27 protein-coding genes and 5 tRNA genes are annotated in these 26,230 nt (G+C 53.0%); 16 read left to right on the top strand and 16 right to left on the bottom strand.

The window, feature by feature from the left end; genetic code table 11:
• Positions 1-72: 72 nt before the first annotated feature.
• From G163CM_RS23435 to G163CM_RS23425, 3 genes are all read right to left on the bottom strand, one after another.
• Positions 73-1,329 carry a fimbria/pilus outer membrane usher protein gene (locus G163CM_RS23435; RefSeq protein ID WP_255689289.1) on the bottom strand — a complete coding sequence of 419 codons (1,257 nt, stop codon included), beginning with the start codon at positions 1,327-1,329 and terminating at the stop codon, positions 73-75.
• Positions 1,329-1,991 (bottom strand): fimbrial biogenesis chaperone, encoded by a 663-nt coding sequence (locus tag G163CM_RS23430; protein WP_231826450.1) that lies wholly within the window; start codon positions 1,989-1,991, stop codon positions 1,329-1,331. Before G163CM_RS23430 ends, G163CM_RS23435 begins: the two co-directional genes overlap by 1 nt.
• 72 nt (positions 1,992-2,063) lie before the next feature.
• The gene (locus tag G163CM_RS23425; protein ID WP_231826449.1) at positions 2,064-2,648 is read right to left on the bottom strand and encodes a fimbrial protein; all 585 of its coding nucleotides are present in this window, start codon (positions 2,646-2,648) and stop codon (positions 2,064-2,066) included.
• A 651-nt stretch (positions 2,649-3,299) separates the two neighbouring features.
• Between G163CM_RS23425 and G163CM_RS23420 the strand changes: the two genes are divergently transcribed.
• Positions 3,300-3,821 (top strand): rhodanese family protein, encoded by a 522-nt coding sequence (locus tag G163CM_RS23420; protein ID WP_231826448.1) that lies wholly within the window; start codon positions 3,300-3,302, stop codon positions 3,819-3,821.
• 82 nt (positions 3,822-3,903) lie between these two features.
• Positions 3,904-4,083 (top strand): hypothetical protein, encoded by a 180-nt coding sequence (locus G163CM_RS23415; protein ID WP_108476439.1) that lies wholly within the window; start codon positions 3,904-3,906, stop codon positions 4,081-4,083.
• Positions 4,084-4,125: 42 nt separating this feature from the next.
• Here the strand turns inward: G163CM_RS23415 and stpA are convergent, their stop codons facing one another.
• Positions 4,126-4,527, bottom strand: coding sequence for a DNA-binding protein StpA (gene stpA, locus G163CM_RS23410; protein WP_015963325.1), 402 nt, complete (start codon positions 4,525-4,527; stop codon positions 4,126-4,128).
• Positions 4,528-5,164: 637 nt separating this feature from the next.
• On the opposite strand from stpA, the gene alaE reads away from it, so the two are divergent.
• Entirely contained in the window at positions 5,165-5,614 is a 450-nt protein-coding gene (gene alaE / locus G163CM_RS23405) for an L-alanine exporter AlaE (protein WP_015963324.1), read from the top strand.
• Between the two features lie 32 nt (positions 5,615-5,646).
• Here alaE and G163CM_RS23400 read toward each other — a convergent pair whose 3' ends face one another.
• Positions 5,647-5,991, bottom strand: coding sequence for a DUF2002 family protein (locus tag G163CM_RS23400; protein WP_015963323.1), 345 nt, complete (start codon positions 5,989-5,991; stop codon positions 5,647-5,649).
• A 163-nt stretch (positions 5,992-6,154) separates the two neighbouring features.
• Here G163CM_RS23400 and G163CM_RS23395 point away from each other — a divergent pair, with 163 nt between their 5' ends.
• Complete coding sequence (locus G163CM_RS23395; protein WP_015963322.1) at positions 6,155-6,481, top strand: DUF883 family protein; 327 nt, start codon at positions 6,155-6,157, stop codon at positions 6,479-6,481.
• 93 nt (positions 6,482-6,574) lie between these two features.
• Here the strand turns inward: G163CM_RS23395 and pdxR are convergent, their stop codons facing one another.
• On the bottom strand, positions 6,575-7,921 hold the full coding sequence (gene pdxR, locus G163CM_RS23390; protein WP_231828418.1) for a MocR-like pyridoxine biosynthesis transcription factor PdxR: 1,347 nt from the start codon (positions 7,919-7,921) through the stop codon (positions 6,575-6,577).
• 90 nt (positions 7,922-8,011) lie between these two features.
• On the opposite strand from pdxR, the gene G163CM_RS23385 reads away from it, so the two are divergent.
• The 12 genes from G163CM_RS23385 to emrB all read left to right on the top strand — a co-directional run bounded on the left by G163CM_RS23385 (position 8,012) and on the right by emrB (position 21,092).
• Positions 8,012-8,443, top strand: coding sequence for a carboxymuconolactone decarboxylase family protein (locus G163CM_RS23385; RefSeq protein ID WP_015963320.1), 432 nt, complete (start codon positions 8,012-8,014; stop codon positions 8,441-8,443).
• Positions 8,444-8,625: 182 nt separating this feature from the next.
• Complete coding sequence (nrdH, locus tag G163CM_RS23380) at positions 8,626-8,871, top strand: glutaredoxin-like protein NrdH (protein ID WP_015963319.1); 246 nt, start codon at positions 8,626-8,628, stop codon at positions 8,869-8,871.
• Positions 8,868-9,278 carry a class Ib ribonucleoside-diphosphate reductase assembly flavoprotein NrdI gene (gene nrdI / locus G163CM_RS23375; protein WP_149461698.1) on the top strand — a complete coding sequence of 137 codons (411 nt, stop codon included), beginning with the start codon at positions 8,868-8,870 and terminating at the stop codon, positions 9,276-9,278. The genes nrdH and nrdI overlap by 4 nt, the downstream gene beginning before the upstream one ends.
• Entirely contained in the window at positions 9,251-11,395 is a 2,145-nt protein-coding gene (gene nrdE, locus G163CM_RS23370; protein WP_231826447.1) for a class 1b ribonucleoside-diphosphate reductase subunit alpha, read from the top strand. The genes nrdI and nrdE overlap by 28 nt, the downstream gene beginning before the upstream one ends.
• Before the next feature lie 10 nt (positions 11,396-11,405).
• Complete coding sequence (gene nrdF, locus G163CM_RS23365) at positions 11,406-12,368, top strand: class 1b ribonucleoside-diphosphate reductase subunit beta (protein ID WP_015963316.1); 963 nt, start codon at positions 11,406-11,408, stop codon at positions 12,366-12,368.
• 354 nt (positions 12,369-12,722) lie between these two features.
• Positions 12,723-13,925: a glycine betaine/L-proline ABC transporter ATP-binding protein ProV gene (proV, locus tag G163CM_RS23360; protein ID WP_231826446.1), complete on the top strand. Its 1,203-nt coding sequence runs from the start codon at positions 12,723-12,725 to the stop codon at positions 13,923-13,925.
• The gene (gene proW / locus G163CM_RS23355; protein ID WP_231826445.1) at positions 13,918-14,976 is read left to right on the top strand and encodes a glycine betaine/L-proline ABC transporter permease ProW; all 1,059 of its coding nucleotides are present in this window, start codon (positions 13,918-13,920) and stop codon (positions 14,974-14,976) included. The genes proV and proW overlap by 8 nt, the downstream gene beginning before the upstream one ends.
• Positions 14,977-15,044: 68 nt before the next feature.
• On the top strand, positions 15,045-16,040 hold the full coding sequence (gene proX / locus G163CM_RS23350) for a glycine betaine/L-proline ABC transporter substrate-binding protein ProX (RefSeq protein ID WP_231826444.1): 996 nt from the start codon (positions 15,045-15,047) through the stop codon (positions 16,038-16,040).
• Positions 16,041-16,254: 214 nt separating this feature from the next.
• A complete protein-coding gene (locus G163CM_RS23345; RefSeq protein WP_231826443.1) occupies positions 16,255-17,436 on the top strand; it encodes an MFS transporter in 1,182 nt (393 codons plus the stop codon).
• A gap of 144 nt (positions 17,437-17,580) precedes the next feature.
• Complete coding sequence (gene mprA, locus G163CM_RS23340; protein ID WP_015963311.1) at positions 17,581-18,111, top strand: transcriptional repressor MprA; 531 nt, start codon at positions 17,581-17,583, stop codon at positions 18,109-18,111.
• Between the two features lie 253 nt (positions 18,112-18,364).
• Complete coding sequence (gene emrA, locus G163CM_RS23335) at positions 18,365-19,537, top strand: multidrug efflux MFS transporter periplasmic adaptor subunit EmrA (protein WP_231826442.1); 1,173 nt, start codon at positions 18,365-18,367, stop codon at positions 19,535-19,537.
• A 16-nt stretch (positions 19,538-19,553) separates the two neighbouring features.
• Entirely contained in the window at positions 19,554-21,092 is a 1,539-nt protein-coding gene (emrB, locus tag G163CM_RS23330; protein WP_231826441.1) for a multidrug efflux MFS transporter permease subunit EmrB, read from the top strand.
• 106 nt (positions 21,093-21,198) lie between these two features.
• Here the strand turns inward: emrB and luxS are convergent, their stop codons facing one another.
• The 10 genes from luxS to csrA all read right to left on the bottom strand — a co-directional run bounded on the left by luxS (position 21,199) and on the right by csrA (position 26,080).
• Positions 21,199-21,714, bottom strand: coding sequence for an S-ribosylhomocysteine lyase (gene luxS / locus G163CM_RS23325; protein WP_015963308.1), 516 nt, complete (start codon positions 21,712-21,714; stop codon positions 21,199-21,201).
• Positions 21,715-21,957: 243 nt separating this feature from the next.
• Positions 21,958-23,514 carry a glutamate--cysteine ligase gene (gshA, locus tag G163CM_RS23320; RefSeq protein ID WP_231826440.1) on the bottom strand — a complete coding sequence of 519 codons (1,557 nt, stop codon included), beginning with the start codon at positions 23,512-23,514 and terminating at the stop codon, positions 21,958-21,960.
• 78 nt (positions 23,515-23,592) lie between these two features.
• On the bottom strand, positions 23,593-24,021 hold the full coding sequence (locus G163CM_RS23315; RefSeq protein ID WP_108476423.1) for a YqaA family protein: 429 nt from the start codon (positions 24,019-24,021) through the stop codon (positions 23,593-23,595).
• Positions 24,018-24,584, bottom strand: a complete 567-nt coding sequence (yqaB, locus tag G163CM_RS23310; RefSeq protein WP_015963305.1) for a fructose-1-phosphate/6-phosphogluconate phosphatase — start codon at positions 24,582-24,584, stop codon at positions 24,018-24,020. Before yqaB ends, G163CM_RS23315 begins: the two co-directional genes overlap by 4 nt.
• Positions 24,585-24,861: 277 nt before the next feature.
• A tRNA-Arg gene (locus G163CM_RS23305) sits at positions 24,862-24,938 on the bottom strand.
• A gap of 32 nt (positions 24,939-24,970) precedes the next feature.
• A tRNA-Arg gene (locus G163CM_RS23300) sits at positions 24,971-25,047 on the bottom strand.
• Between the two features lie 57 nt (positions 25,048-25,104).
• Positions 25,105-25,181: transfer RNA gene (locus G163CM_RS23295), tRNA-Arg, on the bottom strand.
• A 201-nt stretch (positions 25,182-25,382) separates the two neighbouring features.
• Positions 25,383-25,459, bottom strand: a tRNA-Arg gene (locus tag G163CM_RS23290).
• A gap of 4 nt (positions 25,460-25,463) precedes the next feature.
• Positions 25,464-25,556 (bottom strand) — tRNA-Ser (locus tag G163CM_RS23285).
• Positions 25,557-25,894: 338 nt separating this feature from the next.
• The gene (gene csrA, locus G163CM_RS23280) at positions 25,895-26,080 is read right to left on the bottom strand and encodes a carbon storage regulator CsrA (RefSeq protein WP_000906486.1); all 186 of its coding nucleotides are present in this window, start codon (positions 26,078-26,080) and stop codon (positions 25,895-25,897) included.
• Between the last annotated feature and the right edge of the window lie 150 nt (positions 26,081-26,230).

The raw sequence follows: 26,230 nt of genomic DNA, 5'->3' as shown, positions 1-26,230 counted from the left end.
TGAGCAAGAGATGGATGAGTCTATATCTGAGTCGTCTATAATCTCGTGTTTAAAGATGTTCCATTTCATATATCACCTGTTAGGGAGTATATTGATCTTCTTCTTTGATTTTTTTTTTTTTAGATGTGTTATAAGAGACAGGTAGAGGGTAAAACTCGCCGGTAACCCGTAAAACAGCGTCGACTGAATAAACTGTGGGGAACGATTACCGTCAAGGCCTGAATGGTAGTGGCCTGCGCTGACGCTGTATTTCAGCCGCCCCTCGCGCAGCATAAAGGGGATCGCGGAATAGGGCTGGGTAAACTTGCGCTCGGAGCCGTCGCTCTCTTTTACCGTGACCTCAAGGTCACCACTTTGCGCGGTCGGATAGAGATCTTTCAGAGCAAATGCCCCTGGCGCGACATAGGTTTCATAAATCACATAACCATGCTGCGAGACGGTGACTTTGGCGTTGCTGTGGGCCATCCCGCGGATCACCGGCGCAAAGCCGCGCATGCTGTCCGGCAGCATCTCGTCATCGGAGGAGAGCTGCGCCCCACGAAACTGCACGCTATCGAAAATGTCACCGGAGGTATAGGTATCCCCAACGCGCAGCAGGCTTTTCAAAGACTTCACATCACGCTGCAAATAGGTGCTTTGTGAGCGCCAGTGGCTGGTTTTGTCGTACTGCATCGACGAAACGTTGCGCAGCCGCCATGCGCCAAGGTTCATGCCGCTGCGTAAGCTTAAATAGTTTGAGTTATGCTCGCCGTCGCGATATCGCGATTGTGCGCCGGTAAGATTGTAATTCACAAAGGCGGCCGGTACGCCATCATCCCAGCGCGCCGGGTCAACGTAGCCACGGCTTTGCAGGTTCATCGCCGCCTGCGGAATACTGAGATTCAGCCGCTGTTCGCTAAAATCGAAAGTACTGCTGGCATCAGGAATATAGCGGCTAATCTGAGCAAATGTTTCGCCATCATGCAGCTGATTAAAAGCAGAAAAAGCGCTGACGTTGACGCCAAATTCAGCCAACTGTGCTGCCGTCAGCAGGGGTTGCAGAGTGCCATTGTCTTCGACAAAGGTTACATTCCCCTGCCCGACCTGCTGGTTGTTCACCCAGATAGCCACCGGGTACGTACCGGGTTGCTGGCCGCCATTCTTTTCAAAATAGTGGAGATCGGCGGTTTTCTGCTGCGGATCGGTCACCTCCAGCGCAGCCGGGTCGAAATAGTCGTCGGCCAGCGCCAGACGGTGATGGCACAGCAGAAACAGTGCGGTTGGCACCGTTGCCAGCAGCAGTACCGTGCCCGTCGGCGTATGCGAATGGCTGTGTGGGATCTGGCGCATTACTGCTGTGCAACGTCAGTGATGCCGCCGAAATCATTAATTGCGCGCCATTTCACCGTCCCCGAGCCGCTAATCGGCCAGGTTAACGATGACATTGGCGCAACCATCCCCGGTTCATCAACCTCTTTTCCGGCAACGGAAACAGAAAATAACGAGACATAATAGGGCGTCGGGTTATTTACCACTAATTGGTTACCCGTCGTGTGAAATTGCAGCTGCTGCCATGCTTTTTCCGGGGCACCCGCCAGATCGCTCGGGCGATAAAAAATCTTAAATTTAGATTTAATATTTACCTGTAACTTATTCACATCCCCTTTTTGGGATGGCGAAATAGTCTTCACATTCAACCAGAATACGGACTCCCGATCATGCGGCAACTCCATACCGGTAAAGCTGATGCGCAGCATATTTCTTTTTTCAGGATCAAGGCGGAACAACGGTGGCGTAACAATAAAGGGCACCGGGCGTTTATCATTTTCGTTAAAATTCTCCGCCCAGGATTGCACCAGATACGGCGTGTGGGTATCAGCATTCGTCACCGAAATAGAAGCCTCACGCTTCCCTTCCTCATATATTACGCGGGTTCCCCCCACGACGACGCCCGCCTTAGCAGCAGTAACCAATAAGAATGAAAGAGCAACGCCTGCGATAATACGTTTCATAAATAGCAATCATTTGTCAGGGGAAACGAGAAAGGATTAATGAGCAGGAGAAATCCCCTGCTCAGATTCGACTTAGTTGTAAACCATTTCGAAGTTGGTCACGCCGTCAGCGTTACCTGCCGTGACGGTATCGGCGGTGGCGCGATAATCGGCATAGAACAACAGATCGGCGGTACCTGCCTCGCCATTCTCACCCGCATCAATTAGATACTTTTTGGAAATCGTCCCCAGTTTAACCTGCGTGGTTTCATCCGCTTCAATCAGCTTAATGCCGACGCCTGTCGCATCACCATTAATCGCCAGAAGATCGCTTTCATTGGCATCATGCGTGCCATCGAACAGTACAGAAACTTTGCTCACTGAAGACGGGCAATCTTTCACATTGATATGGAAAGGCGTTTTGGTGGTTTCCGTACCGGTTGCTTTAAAGTAGCTGCTTGCCCACTTACCCAGATCGACCACCTGATTGGTACTATTGGTGTCGATATCGCACGCGGCGTCAGTAATTTCCCCGGTAAAATTCACCTGCCCACCTGCGCCCTGAGTACCATCAGCCGCGGGCACGATAGTGGTCATGTTGTTGGCAATAGCGGAAAGCGTGGTACCTGATGCCAGAGCCGCGATAACAACGGCCATAATACGGAACTGCGATTTCATTTTATTTCTCTCTTCTTTGACGGCTATCCAATGCGGTATACGCGAAGCAAAAAATGCCAGGCGATATCGCCAGTTCTTCCGTGTTGAAGTTAATCGTCGTTCCATCGGTAGGATATTATGCACAGTCTTTATCTCAGTTTTCTCAACCGAACAATATCGACTTTATTGAGTGTCAGACCCGATGAACATATTAGGCCTGCGAATAAATAATATCGGCAGTAGCACGAATTGCAACAACAAATTATGTGGTCTATGCGTTGCGGAATTTAAACATTTCCAGGTTAATCGTTAAATACGAATGACATGTTGAAATGAGGATATCAACGAATGATTTACGAATTACAACGCATATCATTAAAATTAACAAAATGGTTAATAAACACTGACAATTAACATAAAATTGATCTTTGAAGTGAATAATATTCATCCACAAGCTTTCAATATTTACATTAAGTAAGAATATTCCTATTAGGAATATTAACCATAGCCATAACGTGGCTAAATCATGATCTTACTAAGCGTTAAAATTCGAACCATGGTTATTTTGATTTTGATATTAATCACTAATGCAAAATAGTCCGCAGCACGCACGCTCGTTATTTACCTGCATATACATTAAGATAGGAACACCCCTGCACAAGGTATAAGATAATGACAATCGAGATGCTTTCCCCCCGGCAGGCGCTGAAGTACCTTCATGAAGGCGCAAAGCTGGTTGATATCCGCGATGCGGATGAATTTGCCCGTGAACATATTGCCCAGGCTCAACCGCTTCCGTTAAGCGCCATTGAGCAGGGAGCCACACTGCCTGTGAGTGCCGATGACGTCGTTATTTTTCATTGCCAGTCCGGAAACCGCACTCGCAACAATCTCACCCGCCTGGTTGCCGCCGCTGCGCCTGCCAAGGTAATGGTGCTGGAAGGTGGCATTCAGGCATGGAAAACCGCCGGGCTGGAAACAATTGAAGATAAAAAGCAGCCGTTACCGCTTATGCGGCAGGTGCAAATTGCGGCCGGGGGATTAATTCTTCTGGGCTGCGTTTTGGGTTACACGGTTTCGGAGGCATTCTTCCTGCTGAGCGCCTTTGTCGGTGCCGGCCTCACCTTCGCGGGTATCAGCGGATTTTGTGGCATGGCCAGGTTATTGGCCGTCATGCCGTGGAATCGTCGTTAAGGATAACGACACTGTGCATTTACTATTTCGTTACACCAGCTTAATCTTAGCTAACGTTAACAAATAGAGCAGGAGTATCGCGATGTATTCACCAGGTGATTTTGTACAACCGAAAATGGGTGGCCCAAAACTCAAAGTTCTGGAAACGCACAACGATCATATTGTCGCGGTGCAGGCAAGTAATGAGCAGGGAGAGAAATACACCCTGAAGCTGGAGGACGTCACGCCATATACCGAAGAAGGTGATTTTGGCGTTTGCTAAAAATTGTGCGGTAAGAATCTTCTCACCGCGTTGCCCGGTCACTTAGATCAGAAAATCATCCAGTGATTTACCGTTAGCCAGCGCCTGCGCGATAGGTTTCGGCGTACGGCCCTGGCCGGTCCAGGTTTTTACTTCACCGTTGAAATCGGTAAAGCGATATTTTGCCGGACGCGATGCGCGTTTTTTCGGCGCGGCAGCAATCGCCGCTTTCATATCCGCCAGCTCTTCCGGCGAAATACCATCAGCCTGCATTAACTCCAGCCAGGTATTAATTTTTTCTTGCTGCTCAGCGCGTTGCTGCATCGCTAACTGCTCTTCATTTCTCTTTTCTTCAGTGACGATCCTGACTTTTTCCAGCATCTCTTCAAGAACGTCAATGGAGAAATCTCGCGCCATTGCACGCAAAGAACGGATGTTATTCAATTTTTGTAACATAACAGACATAGGGCTATAAAATTCCTTATTCAAAACAAAATAAATTACTACAGCGGCTAATTATATTGTATTTAAGAATATATTGCCACCGCCGAAATATTACTGAATATATCCTCACCGTGTTTCGAAATTATATTTAAATATAGCCAGCAAATACTAAATTAATATTCCCGGAAGCGATGCGCATTTGCCGCATATCGCAACGTCTTGTTAACAAAATATCAAAATGAATAATCACCCACGTTCAGTGCATAACTACAGAATAAGGGCATCAGAACTAACTGCTACAAAACTCCGTTAACTGTCATAAAAAACACCAAAAATGACAAAGATCACACTTATAAACCACATCCAACGCTTACTGGCCTCAATAGCGCATCACAGTTATCTACAACGCGGTGCGCTATAAAACATAAAATATTGATTTTAATACAATAAAAACGATACATAATTAAAAATAATGCCAACAGTTAAAATCATCCGCTGGCAGAGTATTTTATTGACAAAAAGCGTTTAAATAAAAATATTTCACTAGTTGTGAGTTTTAACCCAGCCAGATAATCTATACACATCAACAAAGGCAACCCAAAACGCCTTTAGACATCCCTTTATCGACGGTTTTCGTTACTTTTCGAGGAGCATACCGATGTTCTCTGCGCAGTCACGCCTGCGTCACGCAGCAGCAGACACTTTCGCCATGGTGGTCTACTGTTCCGTCGTGAACATGATGATTGAAATTTTCCTCTCCGGAATGACCTTTGAACAGTCGCTTTCTTCTCGTCTGTTAGCGGTGCCGGTAAACATTATTATTGCATGGCCGTACGGCATTTATCGTGATGCCATTATGCGCCAGGCTCGTCGCATTAGCCCGGCAGGCTGGGTGAAAAACCTCGCCGATACGCTGGCGTATGTTACGTTTCAGTCGCCGGTGTATGTGATTATCCTGCTGACTATCGGCGCTGACTGGCATCAGATTGCCGCCGCCGTAAGCTCGAATATCGTGGTTTCAATGGTGATGGGTGCGGTGTACGGCTATTTTCTCGATTTCTGCCGCCGTCTTTTCCGTGTAAGCCAGTACAGTCAGGCAAAGGCATAATGCACAGCGACTGGCCAGTGCCAGTCGCTCGCTTAGTGAAACTCGCCAAATAAACCGTTCAGATACCGCTCCAGGGCAATACGCGAACTGAAGCCATGCGGAATACCGTAATGTTGCTGTTCATTCCCACCTAAATAGAGGGGAAATTGCTCGTAGTGATCGCAGGTTTTGATTTCAGAAGCCGGTTCTGCTAACGAATTACTACGCTCTTTTAACGCCGGATGGATAATCAACGCCGTGCGTCCCATCCGCGCTTCACGATTCACGTAAACATAATTCTCGCCACGGCGATAGCCGTAGGCTTTTTGGGTTACCACATCCACAGTGAAGCCCACTTTTTCAAGAACGCGCGCCACCTCATCAGGTCGTAAATACATTATTTTTTCCTCGTCATCTTTTACTGCATCGCCACCTTACAGTAATCAGCATTAACCTCGCTTTCAGAAAAATCCACAAACGCGTCGATTCGCTGTGATTCGCCCCAAAGGATAAAAATTTTGCCTACACTTAATTCCGTCCCCACTTAAAAAGGAGAAACACATGCCTAATCGATTTGGCCGCAATGACGTAGTTGATGAGACGCAGGATATTCAGGATCAAGTCAATCAGTTAGCCGACAGTCTTGAGGATGTACTGAAAAGCTGGGGTAGCGATGCAAAAGGCGAAGCTGACGCCGCACGTCGCAAAGCACAGGCGCTGTTAAAAGAGTCTCGCGCTCGCTTGCATGGCCGCAGCCGTTCACAGCAGGCCGCCTGTGATTACCTGAATTGCGCCAGTACCTACGTACGTGAAAAGCCCTGGCAAAGTTTAGGCGCGGTTGCCGCCGTTGGGATATTTGTTGGCGCATTATTAAGTTTGCGTCGATAATTGAAGTGAAACAGTGAAGATAATAAATGCGCCGTTTCAGAAAACGCTTCTGAACGGCTACGCGTCTGCACCCCGGCTTTTACGCCGGGGTTTTTAATTTAAAGCCTGCTTTAATGCCAACACCTGCTCCCTTGCCATCGCCTGCGACGTAATATTGGTAAAGCTGATGATGAGCCCTGGCGCCCCGCTTCCGTGGATCCGCCAGTCATTCACCGCCTGCACGGCCAGCCCGGCGTCGCGCGCCCGCCGCGCCTGCAACCTATCGTCACCGGAAATATTGACCACCAGTTGAATGCCCCCTTGCTGCGCCACCACGTTAAAACCGTGCGCCTGTAAGGCCTCTTCCAGCCAGCGCCGCCGCTCGGCGTAATGCACGCGCATCTTCTTCAGATGCCGCCAGAAGTGGCCTTCATGGATAAAATCACCCAACGTTTGCTGCCACAGCAGCGGCACCGGGCAGGCAATTTTTTGCACATGGCGGCGAAACTGCGTCACCAGCGGCACAGGTACCACCAGCCAGGCGGTGCGCAGCGCCGGAAACATCGCTTTACTGAAGGTGCCGGCATAAATGACACGCTGCGGCGCATCCAGGCTTTTAAGCGGCGGCAGGGGTTTCCCCTGATAGCGAAACTCACTGTCGTAATCATCTTCAATGATCCACGCCTGCTGACGCGTTGCCCAGTCCAGCAGTTGGCGACGACGCGGCAGAGAGAGCGCCACGCCCAGCGGGCTTTGATGTGCCGGGGTGAGCAGCGCAAAACGGGCGTCTGGCACGTTAGCAAGCGCCCACTCCACATTCATCCCATCGCCATCCACCGGGACCGGCAACAGGTTCACCCGCTCCTGCGCAATCACCGGGCGGATTAACGGAAAACCGGGATCTTCCACCCACATGCCCTGACCATAGCCATCTAGCGCGCGCAGAATCAGACTCATCGACGCCGCATAGCCCGACGTAATAAAAACCTGTTCCGGCTGGCACTCAATACTTCGCGATAGCCGCAGATACTCGACAATCGCCTGACGTAGCGCCATCTCGCCACACACATCGCCCAGCGCCAGGTCAAAACGCGTCTGAGTACGCAACCGCCGTCCCATCACTTTTGCCCACAATGCGCGCGGGAAGAGATCCAGCGCGGGCAGCCCAAGCTGAAAAGGCTGTGGATGCGGTTCCTCGCCGCCAAACCAGGTTGGCTCTGCCACTGCCGGTTTGAGCGTGAGATGTTCACTGACAAACGTCCCGGCCTGGCCGCGCCGCTCCAGCCATCCCTGCGCCACCAGCTCGCCGTATGCATTTTCCACCGTCACGCGCGACACGCCCAGCTCCTGAGCATATACCCGGCTGGACGGCAGTCGCCTGCCTGCCGTGAGCTTGCCTTCCTCAATCGCGGTTTTCAGCTGCCTGGCAATCTGCCGATAGCGTGGGCCATCACTTTGCATCATGGTCTGCTTTTTTACTCATAATATGGCTATCCGATGCAGACCATTATAGTGCTACTTTTACGCATATCGATAACGAGGAGAAACAATATGACCCTGCTGCGCCAACCCTATAACGAATTAAGCCCGGACGTGTACAAAGGTATGGTTCAGGCGAGCCTGGCTCTGGAAAAGAGTTCGCTGGACCGCACCCTGCTAGAGCTCGTCTACCTGCGCGTTTCACAGATTAACGGCTGCGCCTTCTGCCTGGAGATGCACAGTAAAGCGCTGCGCAAAGCGGGTGTGGATCAGACCAAACTGGACGCCCTGGCAGGCTGGAGAGTGAGTAATCACTTCACTGAAGCGGAAGCCGCTGCGCTGGCCTGGGCGGAAGACGTGACGCACATCGCCGAGCATCATGCGGAAGATAGCGTCTATCAACCCTTGCTTGCGCACTTTAGCGCCGAGCAAATCAGCGATCTGACCTTCGCCATCAGCCTGATGAACGCCTTTAACCGTCTGGCCATCGCTATGCGCATGTAATTTTTAGGCAAACATGCCCGGCCCCCGCCGCATTGCGCGCCGGGGGCTTTTTTTGTTCAAACATCTATATATTGTATGGTTGAAGTTTTTAAAAACTACATCTAGTATTCCTTTCAGGTAACCACTCCCGGACCGACGCTCTTAACTGCGCCCTATTGTCATTTTAAATGGAAATACGAATCATGCGCATTACTATTTACACTCGTAATAACTGCATCCAGTGCCACGCCACCAAACGGGCAATGGAGAGTCGTGGCTTTGATTTCGAGATGGTCAATCTCGACCAACATCCTGAGATGGCCGACACCCTGCGTGAACAGGGCTTTCGCCAGCTTCCGGTGGTGATCGCGGGGGAGACCCGATGGTCCGGCTTCCGCCCGGATATGATCAATCGCCTGCGTCCCGATGCCATTGCCGCTCACGCATGAGCCGCCTCGTCTACTTCTCCAGCAGCTCTGAGAACACGCACCGATTTATGGTGCGCCTCGGGCTGCCTGCGATACGTATTCCGTTGAATGAGCGGGAGCGAATCCAGGTTGAGGAGCCGTACATTCTGGTCGTTCCCAGCTATGGCGGCGGCGGTACGGCGGGCGCGGTTCCGCGTCAGGTGATCCGCTTCTTAAACGACCCGCAGAACCGCGCGCTGATTCGCGGCGTGATTGCGGCGGGAAACCGAAACTTTGGCGACGCCTATGGCCGCGCGGGCGCGGTAATCGCTGAAAAATGCCACGTTCCCTGGCTCTACCGCTTTGAGCTGATGGGCACGCAACACGATATTGATACAGTGCGAAAAGGAGTGAGCGAATTTTGGCAACGACAACCGCAGAACGTGTAACCCAGGCCGTGCCTGACTATCATGCGCTTAACGCGATGCTGAATCTGTATGACCGGAACGGGCAGATTCAGTTTGAAAAGGACAGCGAGGCCGTAGATGCCTTTATGACCGCTCATGTTCAGCCGAACAGCGTCACGTTTAATGATGCTGAGGAGCGTCTGCGCTGGCTGGTCGCGGAAGGCTACTACGATGATGCCGTGCTTAAACGTTATCCCCCTGCGTTTGTCACGGCGCTGATTAAACACGCGCACGCCAGCGGTTTTCGTTTCCAGACCTTCCTCGGCGCCTGGAAGTTTTACACCAGCTACGCGCTGAAGACCTTCGACGGCAAACGCTATCTGGAACACTTCGCCGACCGCGTTTGTATGGTGGCGTTAACCCTTGCCCAGGGCGACGAAGCGCTGGCCTGCCAGCTTACCGATGAGATGCTCTCCGGTCGTTTTCAGCCCGCGACGCCGACCTTCCTCAACTGTGGTAAACAGCAGCGCGGCGAGCTGGTTTCCTGCTTCCTGCTGCGTATCGAAGACAATATGGAGTCGATTGGCCGCGCGGTTAACTCGGCGCTTCAGCTTTCTAAACGCGGCGGCGGCGTGGCCTTCTTGCTGTCGAATCTGCGTGAATCCGGTGCGCCGATTAAGCGTATCGAGAATCAATCATCCGGCGTGATCCCGGTGATGAAAATGCTGGAGGACGCTTTTTCCTACGCCAACCAACTCGGTGCGCGTCAGGGCGCGGGGGCCGTGTATTTACACGCGCATCACCCGGACATTTTGCGTTTCCTTGATACCAAGCGGGAAAATGCCGACGAGAAAATTCGCATCAAAACGCTCTCGCTTGGCGTGGTGATCCCCGATATCACCTTCCAGTTAGCGAAAGAGAATGCCGACATGGCGCTCTTCTCGCCCTATGATGTCGAGCGTCTGTACGGCAAACCGTTTGGCGATATCGCCATCAGCGAAATGTATGCCGAGCTGGAAGCGGACACCCGCGTGCGCAAAAAATATATTAATGCGCGTGATTTCTTCCAGACGCTGGCCGAGATCCAGTTTGAATCCGGTTATCCGTACATCATGTACGAAGATACGGTGAACCGCGCGAACCCGATTGCCGGGCGCATCAACATGAGCAACCTGTGCTCGGAGATTTTGCAGGTTAACAGCGCCTCAACCTACGATGAAAATCTCGATTATGCCGCCACCGGGCATGATATCTCCTGCAATCTCGGCTCGCTGAACATCGCGCACACCATGGATTCACCCAACTTTGGCCTGACCATCGCCACCGCCATTCGCGGGCTGACGGCGGTATCCGATATGAGCCATATCCGTTCGGTGCCATCGATTGAAGCGGGTAACGCCGCCTCACACGCCATCGGGCTTGGGCAGATGAATTTGCATGGTTATCTGGCGCGGGAAGGCATCGCCTACGGTAGCCCGGAAGCGCTGGAATTTACCAACCTCTATTTCTACACCGTTACCTGGCACGCCCTGCATACGTCAATGCTGCTGGCGCGCGAGCGCGGGCAACGCTTCGCCGGGTTTGAGCAATCACGTTATGCCAGCGGCGAGTACTTTACGCAGTATCTGGAAGTCGACTGGCAGCCAAAACATGCGCGTGTTCGCGCCCTCTTCCAGCGCTCAGGCATCACCTTACCGAGCCACGAAAACTGGCGGCAGCTGCGTGAAGCGGTGATGTGCTATGGCATCTATAACCAGAATTTGCAGGCGGTACCGCCGACGGGGTCGATTTCCTATATCAACCACGCCACCTCAAGCATTCACCCGATAGTCTCGAAGGTGGAGATTCGCAAAGAGGGAAAAACCGGGCGTGTTTACTACCCTGCGCCGTTTATGAATAACGACAATCTGGCGCTCTATCAGGACGCCTACGAGATTGGCCCGCAGGCGATTATCGACACCTATGCAGAAGCGACGCGGCATGTCGATCAGGGGCTGTCATTAACGCTGTTCTTCCCTGATACCGCCACCACGCGCGATATCAATAAAGCGCAAATTTACGCCTGGAAGAAAGGCATCAAAACCCTCTACTACATTCGCCTGCGCCAGCTTGCGCTGGAAGGCACCGAAATTGAAGGCTGCGTGTCCTGCGCGCTGTAAGGAGAAAAGGATGAATCGTTTATCGCACGTCAGCGCCGTCAACTGGAACAAGATTCAGGACGATAAAGATCTGGAGGTGTGGAACCGCCTGACCAGCAACTTCTGGCTGCCGGAAAAAGTGCCGCTCTCCAATGATATCCCCGCCTGGCAGAGCCTGACGCCCGCCCAGCAGCAGTTGACCATCCGCGTGTTCACCGGCCTGACGCTGCTGGACACCATTCAGAATACGGTGGGCGCGCCATCGTTGATGCCTGATTCGCTCACGCCGCACGAAGAAGCGGTGATGTCGAATATCAGCTTTATGGAAGCGGTGCACGCTCGCTCCTACAGCTCGATATTCTCCACGCTGTGTCAGACCAAAGACGTGGATGCCGCCTATGCGTGGAGCGAGGAAAACGGGCCGTTGCAGAAAAAAGCGCACCTTATGCTGGCACGTTATCAGGCCGATGAGCCGCTGAAGAAGAAAATCGCCAGCGTATTTCTGGAGTCGTTCCTCTTCTATTCTGGCTTCTGGTTGCCGATGTACTGGTCGAGCCGGGGCAAGCTCACCAATACCGCCGATCTTATTCGCCTGATTATTCGCGATGAAGCCGTACACGGTTACTACATCGGCTATAAGTATCAGAAAGGGCTGGAGAAAGTGAGCGAAGCAGAGCGTGAAGCGCTGAAAGATTTTGCCTTCGATTTGCTGATGGATCTCTATGATAACGAGCTGGCTTACACCGAAGCGCTTTATGCCGACAGCGGTTGGGTTGATGAGGTAAAAGCGTTTCTCTGCTACAACGCCAATAAGGCGCTGATGAATCTGGGTTACGAGGCGCTGTTCCCGGCAGAGATGGCTGAGGTTAACCCGGCTATCCTCGCCGCACTCTCCCCTAACGCCGATGAAAATCACGACTTTTTCTCCGGTTCAGGTTCCTCCTATGTGATGGGAAAAGCCGTCGAAACCACCGACGACGATTGGAATTTTTAATCACGTTTTCCGGCAAAAATATCCCTCATTTTTTGCCGGATTATTTTTAGAATAACGCAATTAATCACACAAATATTTTCAGGGCTACTACACTGTTATTTGCCTCTTCATTTCACCTGAATTTATCGCTTTCAGGTGAAATTTACGGTGGAAGAACGTAAAAATATCAGAAAAATTCGAATTGCTCTCAGCCCTTATATCACGGGAAGCCCCGGCAATTCTCCCTTCCCATTTCGGCAAGCAGAATCCTCCCAAGGGTTGTCACAGAATCTCAGTATGTTAGGGTATACCCGTGTAATTATTTCCATCAGGAATCATATTGATATAAATAAATAACGGGAATTCTATTATTGCATGGCAATTAAATTAGAAGTTAAGGATCTTTATAAAGTATTTGGTGAGCATCCACAGCGCGCATTCAAATATATTGAAAAAGGCCTCAGCAAAGAACAAATTCTGGAGAAAACAGGATTATCGCTTGGCGTCAAAGACGCCAGTCTGGCCATTGAAGAAGGCGAGATATTTGTCATCATGGGATTATCCGGTTCCGGCAAATCAACCATGGTACGCCTTCTCAATCGCCTGATTGAACCAACCCGCGGGCAGGTGCTGATTGACGGCGTAGACATCGCCAAAATCTCTGACGCCGAGCTTCGCGAGGTGCGCAGAAAGAAAATCGCGATGGTCTTTCAGTCGTTCGCCCTGATGCCCCATATGACTGTGGTCGACAACGCCGCTTTCGGCATGGAGCTGGCGGGCATTCCAACCGCCGAACGTCAGGAAAAGGCGCTGGACGCCCTGCGCCAGGTCGGGCTGGAAAATTATGCCCACTCTTACCCGGACGAGCTCTCTGGCGGTATGCGTCAACGCGTTGGTTTAGCCCGTGCGCTGGCCATCAACCCCGATATCTTATTAATGGATGAAGCCTTCTCGGCGCTCGACCCATTAATTCGAACGGAAATGCAGGACGAACTGGTAAAATTACAGGCCAAACATCAGCGCACCATCGTCTTTATTTCTCACGATCTCGACGAAGCCATGCGAATTGGCGATCGCATCGCCATCATGCAAAATGGTGAAGTGGTACAGGTTGGCACACCGGATGAAATTCTCAATAATCCGGCGAATGATTATGTGCGCACCTTCTTCCGTGGCGTCGATATCAGCCAGGTATTTAGCGCGAAAGATATCGCCCGCCGAAGCCCGGCAGGAATTATCCGAAAAACGCCAGGATTCGGCCCGCGATCTGCCCTGAAATTATTGCAGGATGATGACCGTGAATATGGTTATGTCATCGAACGCGGGAATAAGTTTGTTGGGATTGTCTCCATTGATACGCTGAAAGCAGCCCTGAGCGCAGGCCAGGGAATTGAAAGCGCCTTGTTGGATCCGCCATTAGTGGTTGACGCAGAAACACCGCTCAGCGAATTGCTCTCTCACGTCGGCCAGGCACCGTGTGCGGTCCCGGTTGTCGGGGAAGAACAGCAGTACGTTGGGGTTATTTCTAAACGCATGCTTCTTCAGGCTTTAGATCGCGAGGTGACAAACAATGGCTGATCAATCCAATCCGTGGGATACCGCACCGGCGGCCGATAACGCCGCACAATCCGCCGACGCCTGGGGCAGCGCGCCTGCCGACGGCGGTGGCGGCGCAGACTGGCTGACCAGCGCCCCCGCGCCGCAGCCGGAACATTTCAATATTATGGATCCGTTCCATAAAACGCTGATCCCGCTCGATAGCTGGGTGACGCACGGGATCGACTGGGTGGTGCTGCACTTCCGCCCGCTGTTCCAGGGCATTCGTGTTCCTATCGATTACATTCTTAGCGCCTTCCAGCAGTTGCTGCTGGGGATGCCGGCGCCGGTCGCGATTCTCGTCTTCGCGCTGATTGCCTGGCAGATGTCGAGCCTCAGCATGGGTGTCGCCACGCTGGTGTCGCTGATTGCCATTGGCGCAATTGGTGCCTGGTCGCAGGCGATGATCACCCTCGCGCTGGTTCTGACCGCGTTGCTGTTCTGTATCATCATCGGGCTACCGTTGGGAATATGGCTGGCGCGAAGCCCGCGGGCGTCGAAAATCATTCGTCCGCTGCTGGATGCGATGCAGACCACGCCAGCGTTCGTTTACCTGGTGCCCATCGTGATGCTGTTCGGTATCGGTAACGTGCCGGGTGTCGTGGTGACAATTATCTTCGCCCTGCCGCCGATTGTGCGTCTGACCATTCTGGGGATTAACCAGGTGCCGGAAGATCTGATTGAAGCCTCGCGCTCATTCGGTGCCAGCCCGCGTCAGATGCTGTTTAAAGTCCAGTTGCCGCTGGCGATGCCGACCATTATGGCGGGTGTAAACCAGACGCTGATGCTGGCGCTCTCTATGGTGGTTATCGCCTCGATGATCGCGGTGGGCGGCCTGGGGCAGATGGTTCTGCGCGGTATTGGCCGTCTTGATATGGGCCTCGCTACCGTGGGCGGCGTCGGGATCGTTATTCTGGCGATTATCCTCGACCGCCTGACGCAAGCCGTCGGCCGCGATTCCCGCAGCCGTGGCAACCGCCGCTGGTACACCACCGGCCCGCTGGGTCTGCTGACCCGTCCTTTCAGCAAGTAATCCTGTTATTACCCGGCGCATCGCGCGCCGGGCTCTCAAACCTTACTCATCATAAAAAAGGAACAACGATGCGACATAGCGTAATGTTAGCCACAGCCTTCGCCACCCTTGTTTCCACCAGCACCTTTGCGGCGGATTTACCGGGCAAAGGCGTTACCGTACAGCCGATTCAGAGCACCATCACGGAAGAGACCTTCCAGACCCTGCTGGTCAGCCGCGCGCTGGTAAAACTGGGCTACACCGTCAATAAGCCCGATGAAGTCGACTACAACGTCGCGTACACCTCGCTGGCGTCCGGCGATTCCACCTTTACTGCCGTCAACTGGCAACCGCTGCATGACGATATGTATGCCGCAGCCGGTGGCGATAAGAAATTCTACCGTGAAGGTGTATTTGTGAACGGTGCGGCTCAGGGTTATCTGATCGATAAAAAAACCGCCGATCAGTATCACATCACCAATATTGAGCAGCTTAAAGATCCGAAAATCGCCAAACTGTTCGACAGCAACGGCGACGGCAAAGCGGACTTAACCGGCTGTAACCCAGGCTGGGGCTGTGAAGCGGCGATTAACCACCAACTGGACGCCTATGGCCTGACCAAAACCGTTACCCACAACCAGGGTAACTATGCGGCGATGATGGCCGATACCATCACCCGCTATAAAGAAGGCAAACCGGTGCTTTATTACACCTGGACGCCGTACTGGGTAAGTGACGTGATGAAGCCGGGTAAAGATGTGGTATGGCTGCAGGTGCCATTCTCTTCCCTGCCAGGCGTGCAGAAAGACATCGACACCAAGCTGCCGAACGGCGCGAACTATGGCTTCCCGGTTAGCACCATGCACATTGTTGCCAACAAAGTCTGGGCCGAGAAAAACCCGGCGGCGGCGAAGCTGTTCTCAATCATGAAACTGCCGGTTGCTGACATCAACGCCCAGAACTCGATGATGCATGAAGGTAAAGCATCGGAAGGGGATATTCAGGGTCACGTTGATGGCTGGATCAAAGCGCACCAGGCGCAGTTTGATGGCTGGGTGAAAGAAGCGCTGGCGGCGCAGAAATAAGTTGTACTCATGGGCGCGTAGCATGTCGGATGGCGCTACGCTTATCCGACCTACGCCTGACGCTGCGTTTATCTTTCTGGCTTTATAAGCGCAGCGCCATCCGGCAAATTGTCTGAAACCGCACGTCTCGCCACTATTCATTTCACTTAATTCCCCCTGCATCCGTTATTATTGGTAACATCAATAATAATCACCACGAAAATAATTTACCCCAATGACCAAAACCTCACACGGGCTGAGCCCCGCGCTGATTGTCCTGATGTCTGTCGCCACCGGGCTTGCCGTTGCCAGCAACTATTATGCACAGCCGCTGCTCGAAGCCATTGCGCGCGCATTTTCCCTGAGCGCGAGCCAGGCGGGCTTTATCGTCACGGCGGCGCAGCTTGGCTATGCGGCCGGGCTGCTGTTCCTGGTGCCGCTGGGCGACATGTTTGAACGTCGACGGCTGATTGTGGTGATGACGCTGCTTGCCGCGGGCGGGATGCTGATTACCGCCAGCAGTACGTCGTTGGGGATGATGATTCTGGGGACCGCCCTGACCGGCCTCTTTTCAGTGGTGGCGCAGCTGTTAGTGCCGATGGCCGCCACGCTCGCCGCGCCGGAAAAGCGCGGCAAAGTGGTCGGCACGGTGATGAGCGGCCTGCTGCTTGGGATCTTACTGGCGCGCACCGTTGCCGGGCTGCTGGCAGGCCTCGGCGGCTGGCGCACCGTGTTCTGGGTGGCCAGCGTATCAATGGCGGTTCTGGCGCTTGCGCTGTGGCGGGGTTTACCGAAGCTCAAACAGGAAAATCACCTGAGCTACCCGCGAATTCTGGGCTCAATTTACCATCTGTTTGCCCATAACAAACTTCTGCGCACCCGCGCGCTGCTGGGCTGCCTGACCTTCGCCAGCTTCAGCATTCTCTGGACATCCATGGCATTCCTGCTTGCAGGTGAGCCTTATCACTTCTCCGAAGGCACCATTGGCCTGTTCGGCCTGGTGGGTGCGGCGGGCGCGTTAGGCGCACGTCCTGTGGGTACGCTGGCCGATAAGGGCAAAGCGCATCTGACCACCACGGTAAGCCTGCTGGCGCTGCTGCTCTCCTGGCTTGCTATCTGGTACGGGCAGGTCTCCGTAGCGGCGCTGATCGTCGGGATTCTGGTGCTCGACCTGATGGTTCAGGGTGTTCATATCACGAATCAGACGGTGATTTATCGCGTGCATCCCGATGCACGTAACCGTCTGACCGCAGGTTACATGACCTGCTATTTCATCGGCGGCGCGGCCGGGTCGCTGATTTCCGCTTCGGCCTGGCAACATGCAGGCTGGAACGGGGTTTGTCTGGTTGGCGCATGCATTACGCTGCTCAATCTGTTGGTGTGGTGGCGCGGCTACCGACACCAACCGCAGGAGTAATTCCCTGCACTGCTTGCACCGGGCTGCGGAACGGCCCGGCCTTCACTTTGATAGATTCGTCATATAAATTCGAATCAATAATTCATTTACTTTATTTGTCACCGTCGTTACTATATCGGCTGAAATTAATGAGGTTATGCCCAAATGGATAGTTCGTTTACGCCCATTGAACAAATGCTAAAATTTCGCGCCAGCCGCCACGAGGATTTTCCGTTTCAGGAAATTCTTCTGACTCGTCTTTGCATGCACATGCAGGGCAAGCTGCTGGACAACCGCAATAAGATGCTGAAAGCTCAGGGGATTAACGAGACATTGTTTATGGCGTTAATTACGCTGGAGTCTCAGGAAAATCACAGCATTCAGCCTTCTGAGCTGAGCTGCGCGCTGGGCTCGTCTCGTACCAATGCAACCCGTATCGCCGATGAGCTGGAAAAACGCGGCTGGATCGAGCGTCGTGAAAGCGATAACGATCGTCGTTGCCTGCACCTGCAGCTTACCGATAAAGGCCATCAGTTCCTGCGTGAGGTTCTGCCTCCGCAACATCATTGCTTACACCAACTCTGGTCTTCTTTAAGCGCGGCTGAAAAAGACCAGCTTGAGCATATCACCCGGAAACTTCTCACCCGTCTGGATCAGATGGATGAAGACGGCGTTGTCCTTGAGGCACTGCGCTAAATCCGGATATCGCTCAATTATCCTGATTAATTTACACAAAATAATTCCAGCTTCATCAAGGCGGCAAGTGAACGAATCCCCGGGAACGTACATAAGTACGTGACTGGGGTGAGCGAGCGCAGCCAACGCAGAGGAAGCTTGAAGAATGAAGTGTAAAAAGAAAACTGATAGGCCAGCAGATTACCCTCTGCTGGCCTTTCTGATAAACAGGTCGGCTCAGCCGATGTGAAATAATAAGATCGTGGAGAATAACATGAGCGCAAATGCGGAGAGTCAAACCCCGCAGCAACCGGCCAACAAGAAAGGCACGCGTAAGCGCGCCCTGATGCTGTTGACCTTGCTCTTTGTCATTATTGCTGTGGCATATGGGATTTACTGGTTTTTAGTACTGCGTCATTTTGAAGAAACCGATGACGCATACGTGGCAGGGAACCAGGTACAAATTATGGCGCAGGTGTCCGGCAGCGTGACGAAAGTCTGGGCCGATAACACCGATTTCGTGCAAAAAGGCGATGTGCTGGTAACGCTCGATCAGACCGATGCACAGCAGGCCTTCGAAAAAGCGCAAACCGCGCTGGCGTCTACCGTACGTCAAATGCGTCAAACGATGATCAACAGCAAGCAGTTGCAGGCGAGCATCGATGTGAAAAAAACCGCACTGGCGCAGGCGCAAACGGACTTAAACCGCCGTATTCCGCTCGGCAGCGCCAACCTGATTGGCCGCGAAGAGCTGCAACACGCGCGTGATGCGGTTGCCAGCGCACAGGCAGAACTCGACGTCGCTATCCAGCAATATAACGCCAACCAGGCGATTATTCTGGGGACCCGGCTCGAAGACCAGCCGACCGTCAAGCAAGCGGCGACAGAAGTACGCAACGCATGGCTCGCCCTGCAACGTACCAAAATTGTCAGCCCGATGACCGGTTATGTGTCTCGTCGTCAGGTACAGCCTGGCGCGCAAATCAGCCCAACTACCGCGTTAATGGCGGTGGTTCCGGCGAACAATTTGTGGGTTGATGCGAACTTCAAAGAGACGCAGCTGGCGCATATGCGTATCGGCCAACCGGTGACCGTCATCTCTGATATTTACGGCGACGACGTGGAATATCACGGCAAAGTGGTCGGCCTCGATATGGGGACCGGCAGCGCCTTCTCGCTGCTGCCTGCGCAGAACGCCACCGGGAACTGGATCAAAGTGGTGCAGCGTCTACCGGTTCGCGTTGAGCTGGATGAAAAACAGCTGGCGGAACATCCGCTACGTATTGGCCTCTCCACGCTGGTGAAAGTAGATACCTCGAACCGCGACGGTCAGATCCTGGCAAGTCAGGTGCGTACCAGCCCGGCTTACGAAAGTAACGCGCGTGAAATCAGTCTCGATCCGGTCAACAAGCTGATCAACGACATCGTGCAGGCCAACGCCAACTGATCCCGGGGTGAGTGTAATGCAACAGCAAAAACCGCTGGAAGGCGCGCAACTGGTCATCATGACCATTGCGTTGTCGCTTGCGACTTTCATGCAGGTGCTGGACTCCACCATCGCAAACGTGGCGATCCCGACGATCGCCGGTAACCTTGGCTCATCATTGAGCCAGGGTACCTGGGTTATCACCTCATTCGGCGTGGCAAACGCCATCTCCATCCCGATTACCGGATGGCTGGCGAAGCGCGTCGGTGAGGTGAAACTGTTCCTGTGGTCCACCGTAGCCTTTGCTATCGCGTCGTGGGCCTGCGGCGTCTCCAACAGTCTGGGCATGCTGATCTTCTTCCGCGTGATTCAGGGGATTGTTGCCGGCCCGCTTATCCCGCTGTCGCAAAGCTTGTTACTCAGCAACTATCCGCCTGCCAAACGCTCTATCGCGCTGGCGCTGTGGTCGATGACCGTTATCGTTGCACCAATTTGTGGGCCTATCCTTGGCGGGTATATCAGCGATAACTATCACTGGGGCTGGATCTTCTTCATCAACGTGCCGATTGGCATCGTGGTGGTGCTGATGAGTATTCAGGCGCTGCGTGGGCGCGAAACGCGTACCGAACAGCGTCGTATCGACGGTATTGGTCTGGCGCTGTTGGTATTGGGTATCGGTAGCCTGCAGGTGATGCTCGACCAGGGGAAAGAACTCGACTGGTTCAACTCCACCGAGATCATCGTGCTGACCATTGTGGCGGTGGTGTCGCTAAGCTTCCTGATTGTCTGGGAGTTGACTGACGATAACCCGATAGTCGACCTCTCGCTCTTTAAGTCGCGAAACTTCACCATCGGTTGTTTATGTATCAGCCTGGCATACATGCTCTACTTCGGCGCAATCGTTCTGTTGCCGCAGCTATTGCAGGAAGTGTACGGCTATACCGCGACGTGGGCAGGGCTGGCTTCTGCGCCGGTGGGCGTGATACCGGTGATTCTGTCGCCGATTATCGGTCGCTTTGCGCATAAGCTCGACATGCGTCGTCTGGTCACCTTCAGCTTTATTATGTATGCGGTCTGCTTCTACTGGCGCGCATATACCTTCGAGCCGGGGATGGATTTCGGCGCGTCGGCCTGGCCGCAGTTTATCCAGGGCTTCGCGGTGGCGTGCTTCTTTATGCCGCTGACGACCATTACGCTCTCCGGTTTGCCGCCTGAACGTCTGGCCGCGGCGTCGAGTTTGTCGAACTTTACGCGTACGCTGGCGGGCTCTATCGGGACGTCTATCACCACAACGTTGTGGACCAACCGGGAATCGTTGCACCATGCGCAGTTAACGGAGTATGTCACGCCGTATAACCCGGATGCTCAGGCGATGTACAACCAGCTTGAGGGGATGGGCATGTCGCAACAGCAGGCTTCCGGCTGGCTGGCGCAGCAGATAACCAACCAGGGGCTGATTATCTCGGCTAACGAAATCTTCTGGATTTCGGCGGGGATATTTCTCGTGCTGCTGGGGCTGGTGTGGTTTGCCAGACCGCCATTTGGTGCCGGGGGCGGCGGCGGTGGCGCGCATTAAGTTGTCGATATAAAAAAAGGGCCGATGGCCCTTTTTTGTTGCCCGGTGGCGCTTCGCTTACCGGGCCTACGTTGTCCGTAAGTTCATATAAGCCGGCACAATCAGACTAAATGTGCAGTTCCTGTAACTTCTCTTTCGGCAGCGCCAGCTCATCGTTGCTGTTCACACGCACGTCACGGTCGAGAATATGGCGCGCGATATCCTGCGCTTCCGCCAGGGAGTGCATCTGGTAGGTACCGCACTGGTAAACGTTCAGTTCCGGGATCTGATTCTGATCCTGAACCTTCAGGACGTCTGCCATTGCCGCTTTCCACGCATCCGCCACGCGCTGTTCATCCGGCGTACCAATCAGGCTCATATAGAAACCAGTGCGGCAGCCCATCGGGGAGATGTCGATGATCTCAACACCGTTACCGTTCAGGTGATTACGCATGAACCCGGCGAAAAGGTGCTCCAGCGTGTGAATGCCCTTTTCCGGCATGACTTCTTTGTTCGGCACGCAGAAGCGCAGGTCAAAAACGGTAATCGCGTCACCATGCGGCGTGTTCATCGTTTTGGCTACACGGACGGCTGGGGCTTCCATACGGGTGTGATCGACAGTGAAGCTATCTAACAACGGCATTTCGTAACCTCCGGTGTATCCCTCATCCTCGGCATTTTATTTTTCATCATAAGTAATTGAAAAATAAAATTTTTAAGCCATTCCACTCAGGATTTTGAGGGATAAAGTGATTTTTTATAAAAAAAACTGAACTCTTCATTCCAGTGCGAGTCTGAGTATATGAAAGACGCGCATTTGTTATCATCATCCCTGAATTCAGAGATGTATATTTTGGCCACAGTGATGTGGCCTTTTTCTTTTCTGTCAGGCGTGTTTTGCCAGCATCGCTTCAAATGATTCCGTATCTGAAGCTTCAAGCTTACGCTGACGTTCAACGGATGCATCACGTTCCGCAGCAAACTCCTCTTCTGTGAGGATCTCCAGCGGCTCTTCACGCAGCATATTACGATACTGCTCCGCCAGCGCCTTACCGGTTCCGCCAATCCCTTCATCAAGCATAGAACGCAGAATGCGTGCTGAGAAAGTTAATTCCGGATTATCAAAGCTGGCAACCAGTTCATCGCATACTTTCTGGTAAGCTTCACCGCCTTCAATGCTGTCCATCGTCTGCGCCACTCGCTTCAAATCGCGGAACAGATCTTTACCCACTTTCGGCAGCGGGAACTGTGCGGTTTCGCAACCAATGCCCAGCGTCAGGCCCGGTTTACGCCCTTCCAGAATCACGCGATTCCAGTTGGTACGCGTACATTGCAGCTCCTGGCTGCTCATTTCTGGCGCATCGGCCAGCACGCACCAGACCATAAACAGGTCAAGGAAGCGAATCTGCTGCTCGTCCACGCCAATTGGTGAGAACGGGTTGATATCCAGCGAGCGCACTTCGATATACTCAATGCCGCCGCGCAACAGCGCATCGGACGGATTCTCACCGCTACGGGTGACGCGTTTCGGGCGAATCGGCGCGTAGAGCTCGTTCTCAATCTGCAAAATATTGCTGTTGATCTGCAAACGCTTACCGTCTTTTTCCACGCCAATACGCGCGTACTCTTCCGATGGCGTTTTGATAGCCCGCTTTAATCCTGCCACGTATTCGTGCAATTCGTTAAACGTAATTCCGAGATTGCTTTGCGATTTATTGGTATAGCCGAGATCGCTCAGGCGCAGAGACGTGGCGTAAGGCAGGTAATACATGCCGCATTCGGTTTTTTCAAACGGCAGCGCGCTCTCTTTCCCTTGCAGGAAGGAAGAACAAATCGCCGGAGACGCACCGAACAGATACGGGATCACCCAGCCAAAGCGGTAGTAGTTGCGGATCGCGCGGAAGTAACCAGCCGAGATCGCCTCTTTACCGCTTTCGGCGTCCGTTACGCCGCACTTCGCCTGCCAGAACGCCATCGGCAGAGAGAAGTTGTAATGCACGCCAGAGATGGTTTGCATCAGCGCGCCATAGCGGTTCTTCAGCCCTTCACGATACAGCGTTTTCAGACGGCCAACGTTTGAAGTGCCGTACTGCGCCAGTTCGATATCCTGGCCCGGCGCGATATAGCACGGCATACTCAGCGGCCACATCCGTTCGTCGCCAAGATGACGCGCCGTATAGCGGTGAACGTCACGCAGGAAAGTGAGCATATGGTTGACGTCGCCATCAACCGGAGTGATAAATTCCAGCAGCGCTTCGGCGAAATCGGTGGTGATCCATTTATGGGTCAGCGTCGAGCCCAGCGATTCCGGGTGCCCGGTCGTTGCCAGTGAGCCATCGGCGTTAACGCGTAGCGTCTCACGCTCAAGACCACGATTTATCCCTTTCAGAGCTTCAGGGTGTTTTTCCAGCCAGGTCAGCGCCTGTGATACATCCGGGATCAAATTGACCTCCCGCCTGTCGATATCATTTTATTAAGCATAATTGTAATGGTTGACGATTAAAGGTCACAAGCAATCCAATTAGTGCCACCACGTCATACCCTGGAGCGTCGCCGCCGCTACAGCGATGTAGCGTAACGCTTTTCCAAGGCATAAAAAAAAGAGCACCGGTCCCCAGGAGATGCGCATCCATCCCGCCAGCAGACACAGTAAATCACCGATAACGGGCATCCAGCTCAGTAACAGTGTGGCTGCGCCGTAACGTTTTAACCAGGATGTCGCTTTTTCCTGCCAGCGCGATTGCTTACGCACGGGAAACAACCGCCCAAGGATAACGTTTGTTGCCCCACCAAGGCTATTACCCATTGTTGCTATTAATACTAAAAGCCAGGGGTGACTGAGGCCAGAAACGAGAAGCGCCACAAGTACCGCTTCCGAGTTGCCCGGCAGCAGCGTGGCGCTCAGAAAGCTGCTGGCGAATAACGACGCCAGCGCCAGCCCGTCGCTCACAGCAGACGAACGTCAACAGCGTCCATACCGGCGCTTCTTGCCGCCTGCAGGCCAAAATCCGCATCTTCAAACACGACGCATTTTTCCGGCGCCACGCCTAAGCGTTGTGCGCAGAGCAAGAAGGTATCGGGTGCGGGTTTGTGGTTCTTGACGTGATCGGCGGCGACCACCGCAGAAAAGTAGTGTCGCAGGCCCAGATGCGCCAGCAATGCTTCAGCAATAGCGCTCTCGCTGCCTGTACCGACCGCCATCGGGCGACGTCCGTGCCAGGCTTTCACCACATCAATAAGCGGTAACGGCGTCACAGAGTCCAGCAGCATCGCTTTAACGGCGGCTGTTTTTTCCTGTGCCAGGAGATGAGGGTCGAGATCGGCCTGATGAAGTTCAATGATGGCCTGCGCGATACGCCAGGTTGGAGAACCGTTAAGGGCGACCATCGCCTGCTCGTCGAAACGCATACCATAACGCCCCAGCACCTCGTGCCACGCTTTACGGTGCGTAGGTTCGGTGTCCAGGATGGTGCCATCCATATCAAAGATTAATCCCGCGTAGCGTTCGTACATCACGTTCTCACAGACAAGATAAAGTGAGATGTTACTTTAACGTAAAAGGCGGTTTTTGTCGCTGACAGACACACTGGAAATATGCAGAGAAGAAGGGCTTAGAGAAAAATAGGATTTTGTAAGTACATCGAGGGGAAATAAGAGATGGTGCATCCGGGAGGATTACTCGGCTGCGCCTCGCCCGATGGGTCGTTGCTAAAGCAACGCTATCCTCCCTGGTGCCTGCGGTGACTTCGCAGAACCTGAAACAACAGACTCGCTGTTATCCTGGAGAAGATGGTGCATCCGGGAGGATTCGAACCTCCGACCGCTCGGTTCGTAGCCGAGTACTCTATCCAGCTGAGCTACGGATGCATCGGGAAATGCTATTCGTTGAAAACAAGAGATGGTGCATCCGGGAGGATTCGAACCTCCGACCGCTCGGTTCGTAGCCGAGTACTCTATCCAGCTGAGCTACGGATGCATCGGGAAACTTGCTTTACTGCCGATGTTGATATCACGAAAATGATATCAAGTAAGATGGTGCATCCGGGAGGATTCGAACCTCCGACCGCTCGGTTCGTAGCCGAGTACTCTATCCAGCTGAGCTACGGATGCATCGGGAAACTTACTTTACTACTCTGATACTACCCTGATTTAACATCACTAATGCAATGCTAAGTAAGATGGTGCATCCGGGAGGATTACTCGGCTGCGCCTTGCCCTACGGGTCGTTGCTAAAGCAACGCTATCCTCCCTGGTGCTCGCGAGTATCTCGCAGAACCTGAAACAACAAACCAACTGTTATCTCGGAGAATATGGTGCATCCGGGAGGATTCGAACCTCCGACCGCTCGGTTCGTAGCCGAGTACTCTATCCAGCTGAGCTACGGATGCAAAATGGCGGTGAGGCGGGGATTCGAACCCCGGATGCAGCTTTTGACCGCATACTCCCTTAGCAGGGGAGCGCCTTCAGCCTCTCGGCCACCTCACCACACGCCTCTTACGAGTGCTTCGGAGAACTCGTTAAAAGCTCTTCGTCGCTGCGTGGCGCACATATTACTTTCTGGGCTTTATAAGTCAAACAATTTTTCGAGACCTTTTATCGTTTGCACACTTCGCGCACAATTAGGCGTTAAAAACGGCAAAAAGCCTGTTTTCTCAACAGTAAAATCGCTAACTCACGGTAAAACAAAACAGAAAGAATGCGGCACAACAGACGCGACAAAATCACGACGGGACGAAAAAGAGAAGAAAGCGAGAAGAAAACGAAGAGGTAAAACGGGAAATCTGGGAAGGATGCGTCTCACCAGGAAGGTGAGACGCCAGAACTTAGTAACTGGACTGCTGGGATTTTTCAGCCTGGATACGCTGGTAGATCTCTTCACGGTGAACGGATACTTCTTTCGGAGCGTTAACGCCGATACGCACCTGGTTACCCTTCACCCCTAAAACTGTCACAGTGACCTCATCTCCAATCATGAGGGTTTCACCAACTCGACGAGTCAGAATCAGCATTCTTTGCTCCTTGAAAGATTAAAAGAGTCGGGTCTCTCTGTATCCCGGCATATCCATCATATACACACTCATCATCAGGCTTCCTTGATTTGACCTGAACGCTTCGTGCATAACGCCAAACGTACGCTGTGACAAACACCTGGTGTAACT

This window comes from Pseudocitrobacter corydidari (genome assembly GCF_021172065.1).
GTDB classification, from domain to species: domain Bacteria; phylum Pseudomonadota; class Gammaproteobacteria; order Enterobacterales; family Enterobacteriaceae; genus Pseudocitrobacter; species Pseudocitrobacter corydidari.
The sequence above is the reverse complement of the archived record's forward strand: the minus strand, read 5'-3'. Positions and strand labels throughout refer to the sequence as shown.